At 52.8% G+C, this 14737-nt stretch carries 14 protein-coding genes; 7 read left to right on the top strand and 7 right to left on the bottom strand.

What is annotated here, in order from left to right; translation table 11 throughout:
- Positions 1-113: 113 nt before the first annotated feature.
- From glnQ to rhtA, 5 genes are all read right to left on the bottom strand, one after another.
- The gene (gene glnQ, locus AAEY27_RS14845; protein ID WP_342321426.1) at positions 114-836 is read right to left on the bottom strand and encodes a glutamine ABC transporter ATP-binding protein GlnQ; all 723 of its coding nucleotides are present in this window, start codon (positions 834-836) and stop codon (positions 114-116) included.
- Positions 833-1492, bottom strand: coding sequence for a glutamine ABC transporter permease GlnP (gene glnP, locus AAEY27_RS14840; protein WP_342321425.1), 660 nt, complete (start codon positions 1490-1492; stop codon positions 833-835). Before glnP ends, glnQ begins: the two co-directional genes overlap by 4 nt.
- An 83-nt stretch (positions 1493-1575) precedes the next feature.
- Positions 1576-2322 (bottom strand): glutamine ABC transporter substrate-binding protein GlnH, encoded by a 747-nt coding sequence (gene glnH / locus AAEY27_RS14835; protein ID WP_342321424.1) that lies wholly within the window; start codon positions 2320-2322, stop codon positions 1576-1578.
- Positions 2323-2684: 362 nt separating this feature from the next.
- Positions 2685-3188 (bottom strand): DNA starvation/stationary phase protection protein Dps, encoded by a 504-nt coding sequence (gene dps / locus AAEY27_RS14830; RefSeq protein ID WP_342321422.1) that lies wholly within the window; start codon positions 3186-3188, stop codon positions 2685-2687.
- Between the two features lie 299 nt (positions 3189-3487).
- Positions 3488-4375, bottom strand: a complete 888-nt coding sequence (rhtA, locus tag AAEY27_RS14825) for a threonine/homoserine exporter RhtA (protein WP_342321421.1) — start codon at positions 4373-4375, stop codon at positions 3488-3490.
- 363 nt (positions 4376-4738) lie between these two features.
- On the opposite strand from rhtA, the gene ompX reads away from it, so the two are divergent.
- Complete coding sequence (gene ompX, locus AAEY27_RS14820; protein ID WP_342321420.1) at positions 4739-5254, top strand: outer membrane protein OmpX; 516 nt, start codon at positions 4739-4741, stop codon at positions 5252-5254.
- A gap of 84 nt (positions 5255-5338) precedes the next feature.
- Here ompX and AAEY27_RS14815 read toward each other — a convergent pair whose 3' ends face one another.
- Positions 5339-6928 (bottom strand): phosphoethanolamine transferase, encoded by a 1590-nt coding sequence (locus AAEY27_RS14815; RefSeq protein ID WP_342321419.1) that lies wholly within the window; start codon positions 6926-6928, stop codon positions 5339-5341.
- A gap of 278 nt (positions 6929-7206) precedes the next feature.
- The gene (gene mntS, locus AAEY27_RS14810) at positions 7207-7341 is read right to left on the bottom strand and encodes a manganase accumulation protein MntS (protein ID WP_342321417.1); all 135 of its coding nucleotides are present in this window, start codon (positions 7339-7341) and stop codon (positions 7207-7209) included.
- 189 nt (positions 7342-7530) lie between these two features.
- On the opposite strand from mntS, the gene mntR reads away from it, so the two are divergent.
- The 6 genes from mntR to AAEY27_RS14780 all read left to right on the top strand — a co-directional run bounded on the left by mntR (position 7531) and on the right by AAEY27_RS14780 (position 14552).
- Positions 7531-8001, top strand: a complete 471-nt coding sequence (gene mntR / locus AAEY27_RS14805; RefSeq protein WP_342321415.1) for a manganese-binding transcriptional regulator MntR — start codon at positions 7531-7533, stop codon at positions 7999-8001.
- Entirely contained in the window at positions 7998-9107 is a 1110-nt protein-coding gene (locus tag AAEY27_RS14800; protein WP_342321413.1) for an anion transporter, read from the top strand. Before mntR ends, AAEY27_RS14800 begins: the two co-directional genes overlap by 4 nt.
- Before the next feature lie 101 nt (positions 9108-9208).
- Positions 9209-10318, top strand: a complete 1110-nt coding sequence (locus tag AAEY27_RS14795; protein ID WP_342321411.1) for an HlyD family secretion protein — start codon at positions 9209-9211, stop codon at positions 10316-10318.
- Positions 10315-11886, top strand: coding sequence for a DHA2 family efflux MFS transporter permease subunit (locus tag AAEY27_RS14790; RefSeq protein WP_342321409.1), 1572 nt, complete (start codon positions 10315-10317; stop codon positions 11884-11886). Before AAEY27_RS14795 ends, AAEY27_RS14790 begins: the two co-directional genes overlap by 4 nt.
- A gap of 1 nt (position 11887) precedes the next feature.
- Entirely contained in the window at positions 11888-13411 is a 1524-nt protein-coding gene (locus AAEY27_RS14785; RefSeq protein WP_342321408.1) for an efflux transporter outer membrane subunit, read from the top strand.
- 100 nt (positions 13412-13511) lie between these two features.
- Positions 13512-14552, top strand: coding sequence for an aldo/keto reductase (locus AAEY27_RS14780; protein WP_342321407.1), 1041 nt, complete (start codon positions 13512-13514; stop codon positions 14550-14552).
- Positions 14553-14737 lie beyond the last annotated feature (185 nt).

Here is a 14737-nt window from a genome sequence, read left to right as displayed (position 1 = left end):
TCCGGTGAGAAAATCCCGCAAAAAGATAAGTATAGATGCCGGGTAACGGCGGGAAGGAATTGAGAACAATCTGGGGAAAGAAAAACCCCTCCGGGCGGAGGGGCTTAAGAACATCAGGAAACGTGTTGCAGGAATTCCTGTAAACGCTGGCTCGGCGGATTTTCGATTAATTGCTGCGGGTTGCCATCTTCGGCAATGCGGCCTTTATCAATGAAAATCAGGCGAGACGCCACTTTTTCGGCGAAGCCGATTTCGTGGGTCACGATCACCATCGTCATGCCTTCTTCGGCCAAATCCTGCATCACTTTCAGCACTTCGTGGCGCAGTTCCGGATCGAGCGCTGATGTGGGCTCATCAAACAGCATCATTTTCGGTTTTACCGCCAGCGCACGGGCAATCGCCACACGTTGCTGCTGGCCGCCGGAAAGCTCAGACGGGTAGTGGTGAGCGCGTTCTGCAAGACCCACTTTCGCTAACAACTCTTTTGCCAGTTTCTCAGCGTCCGCTTTGTTGGTGCCGCGTACACGCTGCGGGCCGAACATCACGTTTTCCAGCGCTGTCAGATGCGGGAACAGGTAAAACTGCTGGAACACCATGCCGGCTTCCTGGCGAATCAGGCGCTCGTCGACTTTCGGATCGTTCACTTTCAAACCGTCAACAATCAGATCGCCGCTGGTGATCTCTTCCAGCTTGTTAATGCAGCGCAGCAGTGTTGATTTACCGGAGCCAGACGGCCCGATAATAACGACAACTTCGCCCTGAGTAATGTTCAGATCGATATTGTGCAGCACCTGGGTTTTACCGAAGTGCTTGGAAACGTTTTTAAATTCAATCACAGGATTTTCATCCTTTTTTCAAGACGACGAAGCACTAAATTGAGCGCCTGGGTGATGATCAGGTAGATAACGCCGACGGCAGTCCAGATTTCCAGCGCGCGGAAGTTACCGGCGATGATCTCTTGGCCCTGGCGGGTCAACTCAGCCGCACCGATAACGATAAACAGCGAGGTATCTTTAATACTGATGATCAGCTGGTTGCCCAGCGGCGGCAGCATGCGGCGCAGCGCCAACGGCAGGATCACATAGCGAATCGCTTCGCTTCGCGACAGGCCTAAAGCCAGACCCGCTTCGCTGAAGCCTTTATGAATTGAGAGTACAGAACCGCGGGTGATTTCCGCGATATACGCGCCGGAGTTGATCATGATGGTGATCACGGCGGCGGTGAAAGTATCGATACGCAAATCCGGTAATGCCATTGGCAGCGCGAAGTAGATGTACATGACCTGCACGACAATCGGCGTTCCGCGAACGACTTCGATGAAAACCAGCGCGATATGGTTAGAAATCCAGCCGCCATAAGTGCGGGCTAAACCGGCCAGCAGGCCGATAACGATACCGCCAGCCAGACCGAGGATCGAAATCCACAAGGTCATTTTGGCCCCGTCTAGCAAAAGCGGAATGGCGGGCCAGATGGCGCTCCAGTCAAACTGCATGTTGAGTTCCTGTATACCGTGGTTGAAACAAAAGTGCGGGGGCGAAGGCCGCCCCCGAGCTGTAACGCGTTATATTTTAATAATTATTTAGGCTCAGAACCGAACCATTTTTTGTAGATTTCGTTATAGGTGCCGTTTTCATGCAGTGTTTTCAGTGCGCCGTTCACTTTCTCACGCAGCTCGTCGCTGCCTTTCGGGAAAGCGATACCGTACTGCTGCGCTTCCAAAGACTCGCCGACCGCTTTGAACTGACCGTTACCGGCAGTTTTGATGAAGTACAGAATGTTCGGGGTGTCGTGCAGAACCGCGTCCGCGCGGCCGGTGCCCAGTTCCATATAGGCGTTATCGATGTTCGGGAATTGGCGCAGATCTTTAGTTTTGATGTTCGCTTTCGCGTAATCAACAGAGCCAGTACCGCTCTTCACCGCCACAACTTTGCCGTCGAGATCTTTCACGTTTTTGACGTCGTTGTTGTTGGCTTTAACCATCACCAGCAGGCCGCTTTTGTAGTAGCCGTCAGAGAAATCGATCGCTTTTTTGCGCTCTTCAGTGATGGTGATACCCGCCAGAGCCAAATCGATATTTTTGGTTTGCAGCGCAGGGATAATGCCGCTGAAGTCCATCGGCTTCAGTTCATAATCCAGTTTCAATTCTTTAGCGACAGCCGCCCACAGATCGACGTCGAAACCGACATATTTGTCGCCTTGTTTGAACTCGAAGGGAACGAATGCGGTGTCAGTTGCAACAACCAGTTTTTTATCAGCAGCCTGAGAAGAAACGGCAAAAGCGAGGGTGAGTGCAGCCAGGGAAAATTTCAATACAGACTTCATAGTTTTTCCTTTTGTATCCGGGGAGCGAGCCCCTGCGAGAATGAACGCAGTATGAAAAAATCATGCCAAGTTTACAACCTATTGTTTTGTAAAGACGAAGCTTTAACCAGTTGCACAATAAGTGTAGCAACAATACGACTACGCACCATTTTGAGTCACCATTTTGGTGCGCAAAGGCGCAGCGATCGCTATTGCTTGTTTTTAGCGCAGATCATGGGTGTAAAACAATCGTTTATTAACAGTTTTGCGGGGTAATAATTACAAAGTGGTAACTTTTGGCGGGAGTGTTTGCAAATATATGCACTATAAAAGTGCAAACCCCCACGCCAGAGGCGCAGGGGGTGATAGGTAGAGCTAATGGATTATTCGATGTTGGATTCGATGAACCACAGGAATTTATCCAGATCGCGGGAAGCGGCGGTGAAGATATCTGCGGTATCTTCGTCTTTCGCTTCACTGATGGCTTTACGCACTTCGTTTGCCACGATGGCGTAGCGATCGGCCAGCTCTTTCAAGTGATCCTGAACGCTGTGAATGTCCAGCGGGTAGCTTTTCAGCGCGGTTTTGCTGTTAATTACCTGCGTGGTACCCAGCGCAACACCGCCCAGCTGTACAGCGCGTTCTGCCATGGTATCGAGGTGATCGATTAACGCGGTACGGAACTGATCCAGCATTTCATGCACAGCAATAAAGTTGGCGCCGCGCATGTTCCAGTGGGCCTGTTTAGTAATCAGAGACAGGTCAGTGAAATGGATCACCTGGCGATTCAGCAGCTCAATAGTCGCTTTTTTATCGCTATCCGATACATCGTTACGGGTATAAAGCAGATTAGACGCTTTCGTTTTAACCAGTTTAGCGGTACTCATAATCTCATATCCTCTTGATGTTTGTGTCCCAGGTAAATACCGGAACTAAGTATAGCACCAGATTAACCTTATCCGGTTTTGGCTATGCCTATCGGTTCGATAGCAGGATTAAAATATAGGATACACTTTCAGGAACGCACAACTAATCTAATGAATTATAAGATGATTCTAATAAGTGAATTAACCAAAGATAAGAATGATTCTATTTTGTGCGCAGATATAGGGAAAAGTAAAAAATAATGACAGCTACCAGAATAGATATTCAGCATAAGAGGATACTCATGCTGAATAATTATTATTTAACCAATATCGACTTCTTTAATCTTCGCTTCCCGGCGTAGCGTTAAGGTGGAACCCATCGAGGCGATGACAATCGCCATCAACGCCAGCACCTGCTGGAATGTCAGGGTTTCGCCGAGAAAAATCATACCGGATACCGCCGCCATGGCAGGTTCCATGCTCATCAATGTGCCAAATGTCCGCGTGGGTAACCGGGTCAGGGCAATCATCTCCAGCGAGTAGGGCAGTGCGGTGGAGAGAATGGCGACGGCGATACCGAGCGGTAATATCGACCATTGCCACAGCAATTCACCGGCCTGAAATGCACCGAGCGGCACAAACACTATTGACGCAATTAATGAACCGAGCGCGACCGTCGCCGGGCCATGCTCTTCGCCCGCGCGCTGGCCGGTAAGAATGTAAATCGCCCAGCATGCCCCGGCACCTAGCGCAAACGCGGCACCACTCAAGTCCACATGGGAAACATTTTCCCCCAGCGGCAGTAAATACCACAGGCCAAGCACGGCCAGGATAACCCAAATAAAATCCACCGGACGGCGGGAAGAAAATAGTGCAACGGCCAGAGGGCCAGTGAATTCCAGCGCCACGGCAACGCCGAGCGGTACGGTCTGGATCGCCAGATAGAACATATAGTTCATTGCGCCAAGCGACAGGCCATAAAACAGCAGGGGCAAACACTGTTCACGGGTGAAGCGCAAACGCCAGGGCTTGAAAACGATCGCCAGGATGATAGTGCCCAGCGCGAGACGCAGGGCGGTGACGCCTGGCGCCCCAACCAGCGGGAACAATGATTTCGCCAGCGATGCGCCACCCTGAATGGATGTCATTGCGATAAGTAAAACGACCACCGGCAACCACACCGGTAATTTACGAGGCAAGCCGGACATCCTTTCTCCCGTCAAGTTCTGTCAATTGAAGTAAAACAGCCAGTCTACTTGAAATACCTGTCTGGCGGTTGACCGTTCGTTGAAAAAAACGTGCAAAAAATCCGTAGAATAGCCGACAAGTGCTGGTTAATTAAGCTATTCATTTAAGAATAATCTGGATGAATGTGCCGCGGATTGAACAGCATAATGGGGCATTATGCGGGAAATAGTCTTTTATTTGAAAGAGTTGTTCAGTACCGGAAACTTTCTGTTACATGAAATGGCACATTAGACTCTATTTCCTGCAAAGAGTTTCCTCATAAGTTTTGATATATTTAAAAACGTAGGACACAAGGTTTACTTGAAGCACATTTGAGGTGGATTATGAAAAAAATTGCATGTCTTTCAGCACTGGCCGCTCTTCTGGCGGTTTCTGCAGGTTCCGCAGTAGCATCAACTTCAACCGTTTCTGGCGGTTATGCTCAGAGCGACGCTCAGGGTATCGCAAACAAAACTAACGGTTTCAACCTGAAATACCGCTACGAGCAGGACAACAACCCGCTGGGTGTTATCGGCTCCTTTACCTACACCGAAAAAGATCGCACCACCGGTGAAGGCGTTTATAACAAAGCACAATACTACGGCATCACTGCGGGTCCGGCTTTCCGTCTGAACGACTGGGCAAGCATCTACGGCGTTGTCGGTGTTGGTTACGGTAAATTCCAGCAGACTGAAAACGTGGCTAAAGTTTCTGATACCAGCGACTATGGCTTCTCTTACGGTGCTGGTCTGCAGTTCAACCCGATGGAAAACGTTGCTCTGGACTTCTCTTACGAGCAGAGCCGTATTCGTAGCGTTGACGTTGGCACCTGGATTGCCGGTGTTGGTTACCGCTTCTAATCGCTTACGCGATAATAAAAAATCCGCCTCGATGGGCGGATTTTTTTTGCCTGTGCTTTTTTTGCCCGCGCTAAGCATAGACGCTTAACGCTTTTTGCGCGTATCGAAGATGTCAGTTCCGAGATGGCTGTAGTCAACTTTCTGTAATTTAAAGTTGGTAACGTAAGCTGGTCCGGCTTTTTGCTCAGAGATAAAACGGTAAGAATTTTTAATCTGTTCAGCTGTAATCCCCGTCCACTGCGAGAAGAAGCTCAAAAAATCATTCGCCGAACGGCGCGCTTTAATCAGCCGATGTTTTGTATCATCGCTCGACAGCACCATAAACGGCACCTGGAAGTTCTGCTGAAAATGGTCATCATGCGCCAGATACTGCACCTCTTTGCCACGTTCTTTAAACGCCAGCCCATGATCGGAAAAATAGACCATCGAGAAGCTCTCTCCGCTGTTGCGTAATTGGGAGTAGATCTTGCCGAGCAGATCATCAGTTTGCGTAATGGAGTAGAGATAGCAGGACGTCTCTTTCGACTGCACAAATTCGTTGTACTTGCCACCGGTGCGATCGCATGCCTGCGGATGAGAACCCATCAAATGCAGCACAATAAGCTGTGGTTGATTGCGTTTGGTGCTGAGCACCTGGTTGGTGAGTTTTAATAGATCGTCATCACGCGTGTTTTTATCCGCTTCGAAGTCGCCTCGTTTCAGAAATTGCACTTCATCTGCGCGTTTGGCGATACTGGCGATGGCGGTGTCGTATTCGCCAATTTGCCCTTGGTTGGAGAACCACCAGGTCTGGAAACCGGCGCGATTGGCCAGCGTCACAAAGTTATCCTGATATTGCGGTTTGTTGTCCACCACGCGGTTTAAGGTCAAACCGAGTGATTTCTGCGTCGAACCGCTGGCAGAAATATAATCAATAAATAAATTGCCGTTGGCCTGGCTGGCAAACGGCGTGTTATTCCAGTGGCCGCCAAATGCACCGAGTGCGTCACGGCGCGCGCTTTCACCGATCACCACCACATAGGTGTGATATTTCGGTTTTACCGCCGTCACGGTCCAGGTGTCTTTCATACTGGAGAGCAGCGCCATGTTCTCTTCTTCTTCCACAACTTCGTGGTAGTTGTACGCCACATCGCGTACAAAACGCAGCACCGGCACACCGGTATCGATCAGCCGGAATTCAAAACCGCGAAAATGGTTTTGCACCGGGCCGATAAAATAAGATGCCACGCAAAACATCACGCCCAGCGTGTCCCATTTCAACCACGGCACAGAAGGGGCGGTTACCCGGCGGCGAATAGAAATCACACCCAGCGCGAAGATAAACAGCCCAATAACGTAGTGGTACCACGGGAAGATGGTCAGAATTTCCGTCGACTCTTCCATATTCGTCGAGCGCAAAGCCAGCAACGTGTTGAAATTGGGTGCGCCGTAAGCCTGGCCAAAGGGAGAGTAGCTCGCGGCAACCAGTGATGTGATACCCAGAAAGATTTTTTGCGCGCGCGGCGCATGGCGCCAAAGCACAGACAGTGCGCAGGTCAAAACAACGGCATACAGCACGCTGAATTCGTAACCAAGAGCAAAGTTAATCAACATGGATTGTAGAAAGTAGAAACCAATCCACGGATTGATCGCCTGACTACGCAAGGCAACGGATTCTTTAAGAATTAAGCTCATAGATTACTGTCGTGAAAACGCCATGTGCTCACCCTGGCGAAAGGGTCAAAACCTGCCGGACAGTGCGTGGAGAGGAGGAGGGGTCCGCTTCTGCGAGCCGCAATTTGTGCAGGGCTGCGCAAAGATAAAGCGAGGCGCGTAGAAGGTCAACATGGCCTAAGCGGTTGTTTTGAGAGAATGATTGCAAATCCAACAAAAATACGCTGATTTTTAGACAAAACAGCCAGTATGGCGGGGAATTGTGACAGAAAAATGAAGCGGCGTACCGCGACGCCGCATTAGTGTTTCTTAGGTTTATCGTTCTTTTGCTGCGGTTTACCGTTGACGATATCGCACAACATATTCAGCAGCATTAAACGTACTTTAAAAGGAGAGTGACTAAACACGCGCATACACCTCTTGAACTCATTCATCGTTGACCTCCTTCTATTTCGCACCCCTTCGATCCATGAAAGGTGAATGCATTACATACAGATATAGCACAGGCTATGTTGTATAGCTACGGCTAATACGTTAATTTTTTGTGCTGCTTCACGGATGGTTTACAATGGCGCTTCTGTTATTTGGCACCGCACAGGCGTTACACCGTCAGGGGAAGCACTATGAACCGTCGCGCAGGTAAGCAAACAATAAAAAAAGTGACGTTGGTAAATGTTGAAGAGCACGTTGAAGGCTTCCGTCAGGTGCGTGAAGCGCATCGTCGCGAGCTTATCGACGACTATGTTGAACTGATTTCTGATTTGATCCGCGAAGTGGGCGAAGCTCGCCAGGTGGATATGGCCGCGCGACTCGGCGTCTCGCAACCCACAGTGGCTAAGATGCTAAAAAGGCTGGCGACAGTGGGCTTAATTGAGCAAATCCCATGGCGCGGCGTTTTTCTCACGGCTGAAGGGGAAAGGTTGGCGCAGGAAAGCCGCGAACGCCATCAAATCGTCGAAAGTTTCTTACTGGTGTTGGGCGTAAGTGCGGATATCGCGCGCCGTGACGCCGAAGGGATGGAACACCACGTCAGCCAGGAAACCCTCGAATGTTTCCGCCGCTTTACTGAGCAACACGGAATGCCGCCTGAATGACCCTGCCGTTTTTCCGCGCCGTAGCGCGTGACCGCTTTTTACACCTTTTACTGCTCATCGGTATTGCCCTCTGTTTCTTTGTGCCCTTCGCGCCAAAGAAATGGCCTGCGGCAATCGACTGGCACACCATCATCACGCTGAGCGGGTTGATGCTGCTGACCAAAGGGGTCGAACTGAGCGGTTATTTTGACGTGATTGGGCGGCGCATGGTGCGTCGTTTTCATAATGAGCGTCGGCTGGCGATGTTTATGGTGCTGGCAGCGGCGCTGCTTTCAACCTTTCTCACCAACGATGTCGCACTGTTTATTGTGGTGCCATTGACCATCACGCTCAAAAAGCTGTGTGAAATTCCGGTCAACCGGCTGATCATTTTTGAAGCGCTGGCGGTGAATGCCGGATCGCTGTTAACGCCCATTGGCAACCCGCAAAATATCCTGATTTGGGGCCGTTCCGGCCTCTCTTTCCCGGCTTTTATCTGGCAGATGGCACCGCTGGCGCTGGCGATGATGGCGACATTGTTCGTGCTGTGCTGGTTCTGTTTCCCCAACAAAGCGCTGCATTACCACAGCGGCAATCCCGCGCCGAGCTGGCAGCCTCGCCTGGTATGGAGCTGTCTTGGCTTTTATCTGATTTTTATCACGTCGCTGGAGCTCAAACAGGAGTTGTGGGGGCTGGGGCTGGTCGCCGTCGGGTTTCTGTTGCTGGCGCGCCGAGTCGTGTTGAGCGTCGACTGGACATTGCTGCTGGTGTTTATCGCCATGTTTATCGATGTTCATCTGCTGACCCAACTCCCTGCGTTGCACAATATTTTGACCAGCACCGGCCAGCTTGCGCCGCCGGGTTTATGGTTAACCGCCATCGGCTTATCACAATTTATCAGCAATGTTCCGGCGACTATCCTACTGCTGAATTATGTCCCGCCAGACACGCTGTTGGCCTGGGCGGTAAACGTGGGCGGTTTCGGGTTATTGCCCGGATCGCTGGCGAATCTTATCGCGCTGCGGATGGCCAATAATCGCCGCATTTGGTGGCGATTTCACCTCTATTCTCTGCCGATGTTAGTGTGGGCCGCGCTGGTCGGATACGGATTACTCTTATTCAGATAGTGCTGATTTGTCAGTTTATCCTGGAAAATGTATAGCAACCGCCTAACTTTAGGTAACGGTGCACCTTTGGTACCGTTACCTGACAGGAACGTTGCGAAACTATGGCAGAAAACTCAACTCATCCTGAAGATGTTCAGGAAAGCGAAAACGAACAACAAAACGGAAACACCCGCAAACGCCCCGGTAAAAAGCCACTGATTATCCTCGCTATCGTCGTCGGGGTGATGGTGATTGTTGCGCTGGTGTGGTGGCTATTAACCCGTAATGAAGAAACCACCGACGATGCCTTTACCGATGGTGATGCCGTCACTATTGCGCCGAAAGTGGCGGGTTATGTCACGGAACTGCGGGTGAAAGACAACCAGCGGGTGAAAAAAGGTGATTTGTTGGTGGTTATCGATCCGCGCGACGCGACAGCTCAGCGCGATCAGGCTCAGGCACAATTAGGTCTGGCGACCGCGCAACTTCATCAGGCACAAGCACAGTTGGATCTGTCGAAAGTACAGTACCCGGCGCAGCGCGATGAAGCGCGTGCGCAAGTGCTGAAAGCGAAAGCGGATCTGGCCAATGCTGAAGCGGCGTATCGCCGTCAGCGCGGCGTCGATCCTCGCGCCACCACCCAACAAAATATTGATAGCGCCAATGCGCAGTTGCGTAGTGCCCAGGCGCAGTTTGCCAGCGCCCAGGCACAACTGGAAGTGGCTGAACAAGTTCAGTTGCAGATCCGCCAGCAGGAAACCAACGTCGAAGCGCGTCAACAGCAGGTGGCGCAAGCCAAAGCACAGCTTGAAACCGCCAACCTGAATTTGTCGTGGACCAATGTTCGCGCCCCATTCGACGGTTATGTCACCAAACGTAATGTGCAAAACGGCACGCTGGTGCAGGCCGGTACCGCGCTCTTTTCGCTGGTGTCACCGGAAGTGTGGGTGGTCGCCAACTTTAAAGAGTCGCAGCTGGAGCGCATGCGTCCGGGCAACAAAGTCAGTGTCAAAGTGGACGCCTGGCCCGATCTCGAACTGGAAGGGCATATCGACAGTATCCAGCAGGGTAGCGGATCCAAGTTCTCCGCCTTCCCGTCGGAAAACGCCACCGGTAACTTTGTGAAAATTGTCCAGCGCGTGCCGGTGAAAATCGTTATCGATAAAGGGTTGGATCCGAACACGCCGCTGCCGCTGGGGCTTTCCGTTGAGCCGAAGGTTACCGTGGAATGACCGATCACAGTCACGATAACTGGCGACCGGCCAGTAACCCGTGGGCGGTGGCGTGGGTGGTCACCCTCGCGGTGTTTATGGAGATCCTCGATACCACTATCGTCAACGTGGCGCTGCCGCACGTCGCCGGTTCGCTCTCTGCCAGTTATGACGAATCCACCTGGGTGCTGACCAGCTACCTGGTGGCGAACGGTATCGTGCTGCCGATTTCCGCGTTTTTGAGCCGCACTTTTGGGCGCAAGCAGTTTTTCCTGATTTGCATCGTGATGTTTACTGTCTGCTCGTTCCTGTGCGGCATCGCTACCGAGCTTTGGCAAATCATTCTATTCCGCGTGTTGCAGGGCTTTTTCGGCGGTGGTTTGCAGCCCACGCAGCAATCGGTGTTGCTGGATTACTTCAAACCCGAAGATCGAGGCAAAGCTTTTGGCCTATCGTCTATTGCGATTATCGTCGCCCCGGTTTTAGGGCCGACGCTTGGCGGCTGGATAACGGATAACTACTCCTGGCGCTGGGTGTTTTTTATCAATATTCCGGTGGGGATCGTCACGGTGTTGGCGATTTATCAGTTGCTGGAAGATCCGCCGTGGGAGCGTAAATCCAAACAGAAATTGAGCATCGACTGGCCGGGAATTGGCTTTATCGCGCTCGGCCTGGGCTGCCTGCAAGTGATGCTCGATCGCGGCGAAGATGAAGACTGGTTCCAGTCGGACTTCACCCGCATCTTTGCCGTGCTGACGGCAGTTGGGATCGCCGGAGCGATTTACTGGCTGCTGTACGCCAAAAAGCCGGTGGTCGATTTGCGTTGTATGGCTGACAAAAACTTTACCGTCTCCAGTTTGCTGATGGCTGGCATGGCGATGATCCTTTACGGCAGTTCGGTGGTCATTCCGCAGTTGGCGCAGCAGGATCTCGGGTATACCGCCACCTGGTCTGGGCTGGTGCTGTCGCCCGGCGCGGTGCTAATTGTTCTGACCATTCCGCTGGTATTGAAATTGATGCCGATAGTGCAAACGCGCTGGATCATCGCCTTTGGCTTTTTCTGCCTGGCGGCCTCGTTCTGGTGGTCGCGCACACTGACGCCGGATATCGACTTCGAAACACTGATGCTGTTTCGCAGTGCGCAATCGATCGGCCTCGGTTTTCTGTTTGTGCCGCTCACCACCATCGCGTTTATCACCATTCCCCGGCAGCTTAACGCTGACGCGGCGGCGCTGTTTACCATGTTCCGAAACGTGGCAGGCTCGGTCGGCATTTCGCTATCGACGGCGGCGATCACCGAGCGCTCACAGGCGCACATGTCGCATTTATCGGAACACACCTCGCCTTTTAATGAGCAATTTCAACTGGCGATGCGCTCAATGGCCGACGCGATACGCAATTTCACCAGTCTGGCGGGCGATCCACTGTCCAATGCCACCGGGCAGATGTACAAAGAGATGGTCGCCCAGTCGCGCTTTCTGGCGTACATCGACGTCTTCACTATATTGAGCGTCGTGGCGGTTCTATTGATTCCATTTTGTTTATTGCTTTCGCCGATCAAAAGCGAAGGCAGTGCAGGAGCACATTAATATGGCATGGCGTCGTTTCCCCATAACCTTTCTGTCTCTGTGTCTTGCAGGCTGCGCGGTGGGGCCGGATTACCAGGCGGCCAAACCACAAACGCCCGCGCGCTGGAATGATCCGGGTGATGCTGCGGTAAAATCGCAGGCCACGCCGCAGGCGGTGAATCCGCGCTGGTGGAAGACGTTCAAGTCTCCGCAGCTTGATAGCCTGATCGAGCGGGCAATTGCTGGCAACTTGTCCCTGCAACAGGCGGTGCTGCGCATTGCCGGGGCGCGTGAGCAAATTAATCAGGCCGGCGGCGCGTTTTTACCATCGGTTAGCGGCTCGCTGCAAGCGACTCGCCAGCAGTTGGGTCTGGAAGGCGAACTGAAAGCGCATGATGTTTATGGGCAACTGGAAGATGCCGATCCGGCAGTGCGCGAGGCGCTGGGCACCTTAACTCAGCCGATCAATCTCTATCAGGGCAGTTTCGATGCGCAGTGGGAACTCGATCTGTGGGGCAAAGTCCGCCGCCAGGTCGAAGCAGCTGCAGCACAACAGCAACAAGCCATCGAACAGCGTAACGATGCGCTGGTGTCGCTGGAAGCCGAAGTCGCGCGCGCGTGGCTGCAACTGCGTGGCGCGCAAAACGTTATCGCAACGTTGAACACGCAGATCGACAGCGCGCAGCAAACTTTTACCTTGACGGAAAACCGACAGAAGGGCGGGTTATCTCCGCAACTGGACGTGGAAAATGCCCGCGCGCAAGCCGCGAACCTTGAAGCGCAACTGCCGCAATACCAGGCGCAGGAGCGCCAGGCGATGAATGCGCTGGCGGTGCTGCTTGGTAAACCGCCGGGCGCGCTGGACCGCGAGTTACGCAATTCACAACCATTACCGGCGTTGCCCGATATTGTCCCAACCGGCATTCCTTCCACGCTGGCGCGCCGCCGCCCGGATGTCCGTGAAGCGGAGGCCAGCCTGCATGCCGCCACCGCGCAAATTGGCGTCTCGGTCGCGCAGTTATTCCCAAGCCTGTCGCTGAGCGGCCAGTTTGGCCTGCGCAACGATGAAAGCGGCTGGCTGACCGACTGGAGCAGCCATTTCTACAGTTTCGGCCCGCAGATTTCGATCCCTATCTTTGAAGGCGGTCGCCAGGTTTCGAGCGTCAAACTGGCGCGAGCGCAGCAGGGCGCAGCGGTACTGAATTATCGCCAGACAGTGCTTAGCGCGCTCAGCGATGTGGAAAACGCGCTGGTCAGTTATCGCGCCGATCAGCAGCGGGAAGCCAGCCTTGATAAAACACTTGATGCATTGCAAAGCGCTTTTTCGCTCGCCAGCGACAGCTACCGTAAAGGTATTGCCAGCTTCCTGGATGTGCTCGACGCACAACGCCAACTGGCGCAAGCCAGCCAGCAGCGTGAGCAGGCGCGGGTACAAAGCAGCCTCGACTTAGTGGCGTTGTACAAGGCGCTCGGCGGCGGCTGGGAACCGTATCAAAATGTGCAACTGCCTGATTACAAAGTATTTGGCGATGCGCCGCGCGGATAATCAGAGAATTGGGCAAGAAACTGGCAGGATCCTCACATTCGCCGCATGAAGGGAATGCGTATAACTGTCTGTGTTAACTAAACAGAGAGGAGATGCCGCGATGCGTTACAAAAAACTGGGTAACACGGGACTGTTTGTTTCTGAATTATGCCTTGGCACCATGACGTTCGGTGGCGAAGAGGACATGTGGGGAAAAATCGGTAAATTACAGCAAGCGCAGGCGGAGCAACTGGTTGGCCGGGCGCTTGATGCCGGTATCAACTTTATTGATACCGCCAACGTCTACTCCGGCGGTCGCTCGGAGGAATTTACCGGTCAGGCGTTAAAAAACCTGAAAGTCCCGCGTGAAAATGTCGTTGTCGCTACCAAAGTGTTTGGCGAAACCGGCACCGGCGGCGTGAACTCGCGTGGCAGTTCGCGTTATCACATCATGAACAGTGTGAAAGAGAGCCTTAAGCGCTTGCAGTTGGATCATATCGATCTCTATCAGTTGCACGGTTTCGACCCGGCTACGCCGATTGAAGAGATGCTGTACGCGCTGGATAACCTGGTGCAGCACGGTCACGTGCGCTACATCGGTGTTTCCAACTGGGCGGCATGGCAAATCGCCAAAGCGCTGGGCATCTCTGAACGTCTTGGGCTGGCGCGTTTTTCCTCATTGCAGGCTTACTACACCATCGCCGGGCGCGATCTGGAGCGCGAACTGGTGCCGATGATGCAAAGCGAAAATGTCGGGTTGATGGTCTGGAGCCCGCTGGCGGGCGGTTTGCTGAGCGGTAAATATGACCGAGATGGCAAGGGCGAAGCGGGCAGCCGTCGGTTGGAGTTTGACTTCCCGCCGGTCAATAAAGATCGCGCTTTTGACAGCATTGATGTGATGCGCGCCATCGCCGACAGCAAAGGCGTTTCGGTGGCGCAAATCGCGCTGGCCTGGCTGCTGCATCAGCAGGCGGTGACCAGTGTAATCATCGGTGCCAAACGCCCTGATCAGTTGGATGACAACATTGCCGCCACGGCCATTCAGCTGAGTAAAGACGAACTGCAACGGCTTGATGAAGTCAGCGCGTTACCGCGTGAATATCCCGGCTGGATGTTAGAGCGCCAGGGCGGATATCGCCGTGATCAATTGAAAAATCAGTAAGTTATTTCCCCACGAACCTGTAGGCCGGATAAGCATTAAGCGCCATCCGGCGATCGTCGCGCCGGCGGGCAAAAACCGCCGGATGGCGGCTGCGCCTTATCCGGCCTACAGGCAGGCCTACCCAACAAATCTTTCGAAAACCGTCACAAAACCGCACTCCTTTCTTTGCCTGATTTTTCGCCATT

Origin of the sequence: Kosakonia sp. BYX6, assembly GCF_038449125.1 — a bacterium.
Taxonomy (GTDB): Bacteria; Pseudomonadota; Gammaproteobacteria; order Enterobacterales; family Enterobacteriaceae; genus Kosakonia; species Kosakonia calanthes.
The sequence above is the reverse complement of the archived record's forward strand: the minus strand, read 5'-3'. Positions and strand labels throughout refer to the sequence as shown.

What these genes read in the sequence shown, in the direction of transcription:
- glnP (WP_342321425.1), bottom strand. Translation starts at nt 1,492, where the DNA reads ATGCAGTTTGACTGGAGCGCCATCTGGCCCGCCATTCCGCTTTTGCTA.
- glnH (WP_342321424.1), bottom strand. Translation starts at nt 2,322, where the DNA reads ATGAAGTCTGTATTGAAATTTTCCCTGGCTGCACTCACCCTCGCTTTT.
- dps (WP_342321422.1), bottom strand. Translation starts at nt 3,188, where the DNA reads ATGAGTACCGCTAAACTGGTTAAAACGAAAGCGTCTAATCTGCTTTAT.
- rhtA (WP_342321421.1), bottom strand. Translation starts at nt 4,375, where the DNA reads ATGTCCGGCTTGCCTCGTAAATTACCGGTGTGGTTGCCGGTGGTCGTT.
- ompX (WP_342321420.1), top strand. Translation starts at nt 4,739, where the DNA reads ATGAAAAAAATTGCATGTCTTTCAGCACTGGCCGCTCTTCTGGCGGTT.
- AAEY27_RS14815 (WP_342321419.1), bottom strand. Translation starts at nt 6,928, where the DNA reads ATGAGCTTAATTCTTAAAGAATCCGTTGCCTTGCGTAGTCAGGCGATC.
- mntS (WP_342321417.1), bottom strand. Translation starts at nt 7,341, where the DNA reads ATGAATGAGTTCAAGAGGTGTATGCGCGTGTTTAGTCACTCTCCTTTT.
- mntR (WP_342321415.1), top strand. Translation starts at nt 7,531, where the DNA reads ATGAACCGTCGCGCAGGTAAGCAAACAATAAAAAAAGTGACGTTGGTA.
- AAEY27_RS14800 (WP_342321413.1), top strand. Translation starts at nt 7,998, where the DNA reads ATGACCCTGCCGTTTTTCCGCGCCGTAGCGCGTGACCGCTTTTTACAC.
- AAEY27_RS14795 (WP_342321411.1), top strand. Translation starts at nt 9,209, where the DNA reads ATGGCAGAAAACTCAACTCATCCTGAAGATGTTCAGGAAAGCGAAAAC.
- AAEY27_RS14790 (WP_342321409.1), top strand. Translation starts at nt 10,315, where the DNA reads ATGACCGATCACAGTCACGATAACTGGCGACCGGCCAGTAACCCGTGG.
- AAEY27_RS14785 (WP_342321408.1), top strand. Translation starts at nt 11,888, where the DNA reads ATGGCATGGCGTCGTTTCCCCATAACCTTTCTGTCTCTGTGTCTTGCA.
- AAEY27_RS14780 (WP_342321407.1), top strand. Translation starts at nt 13,512, where the DNA reads ATGCGTTACAAAAAACTGGGTAACACGGGACTGTTTGTTTCTGAATTA.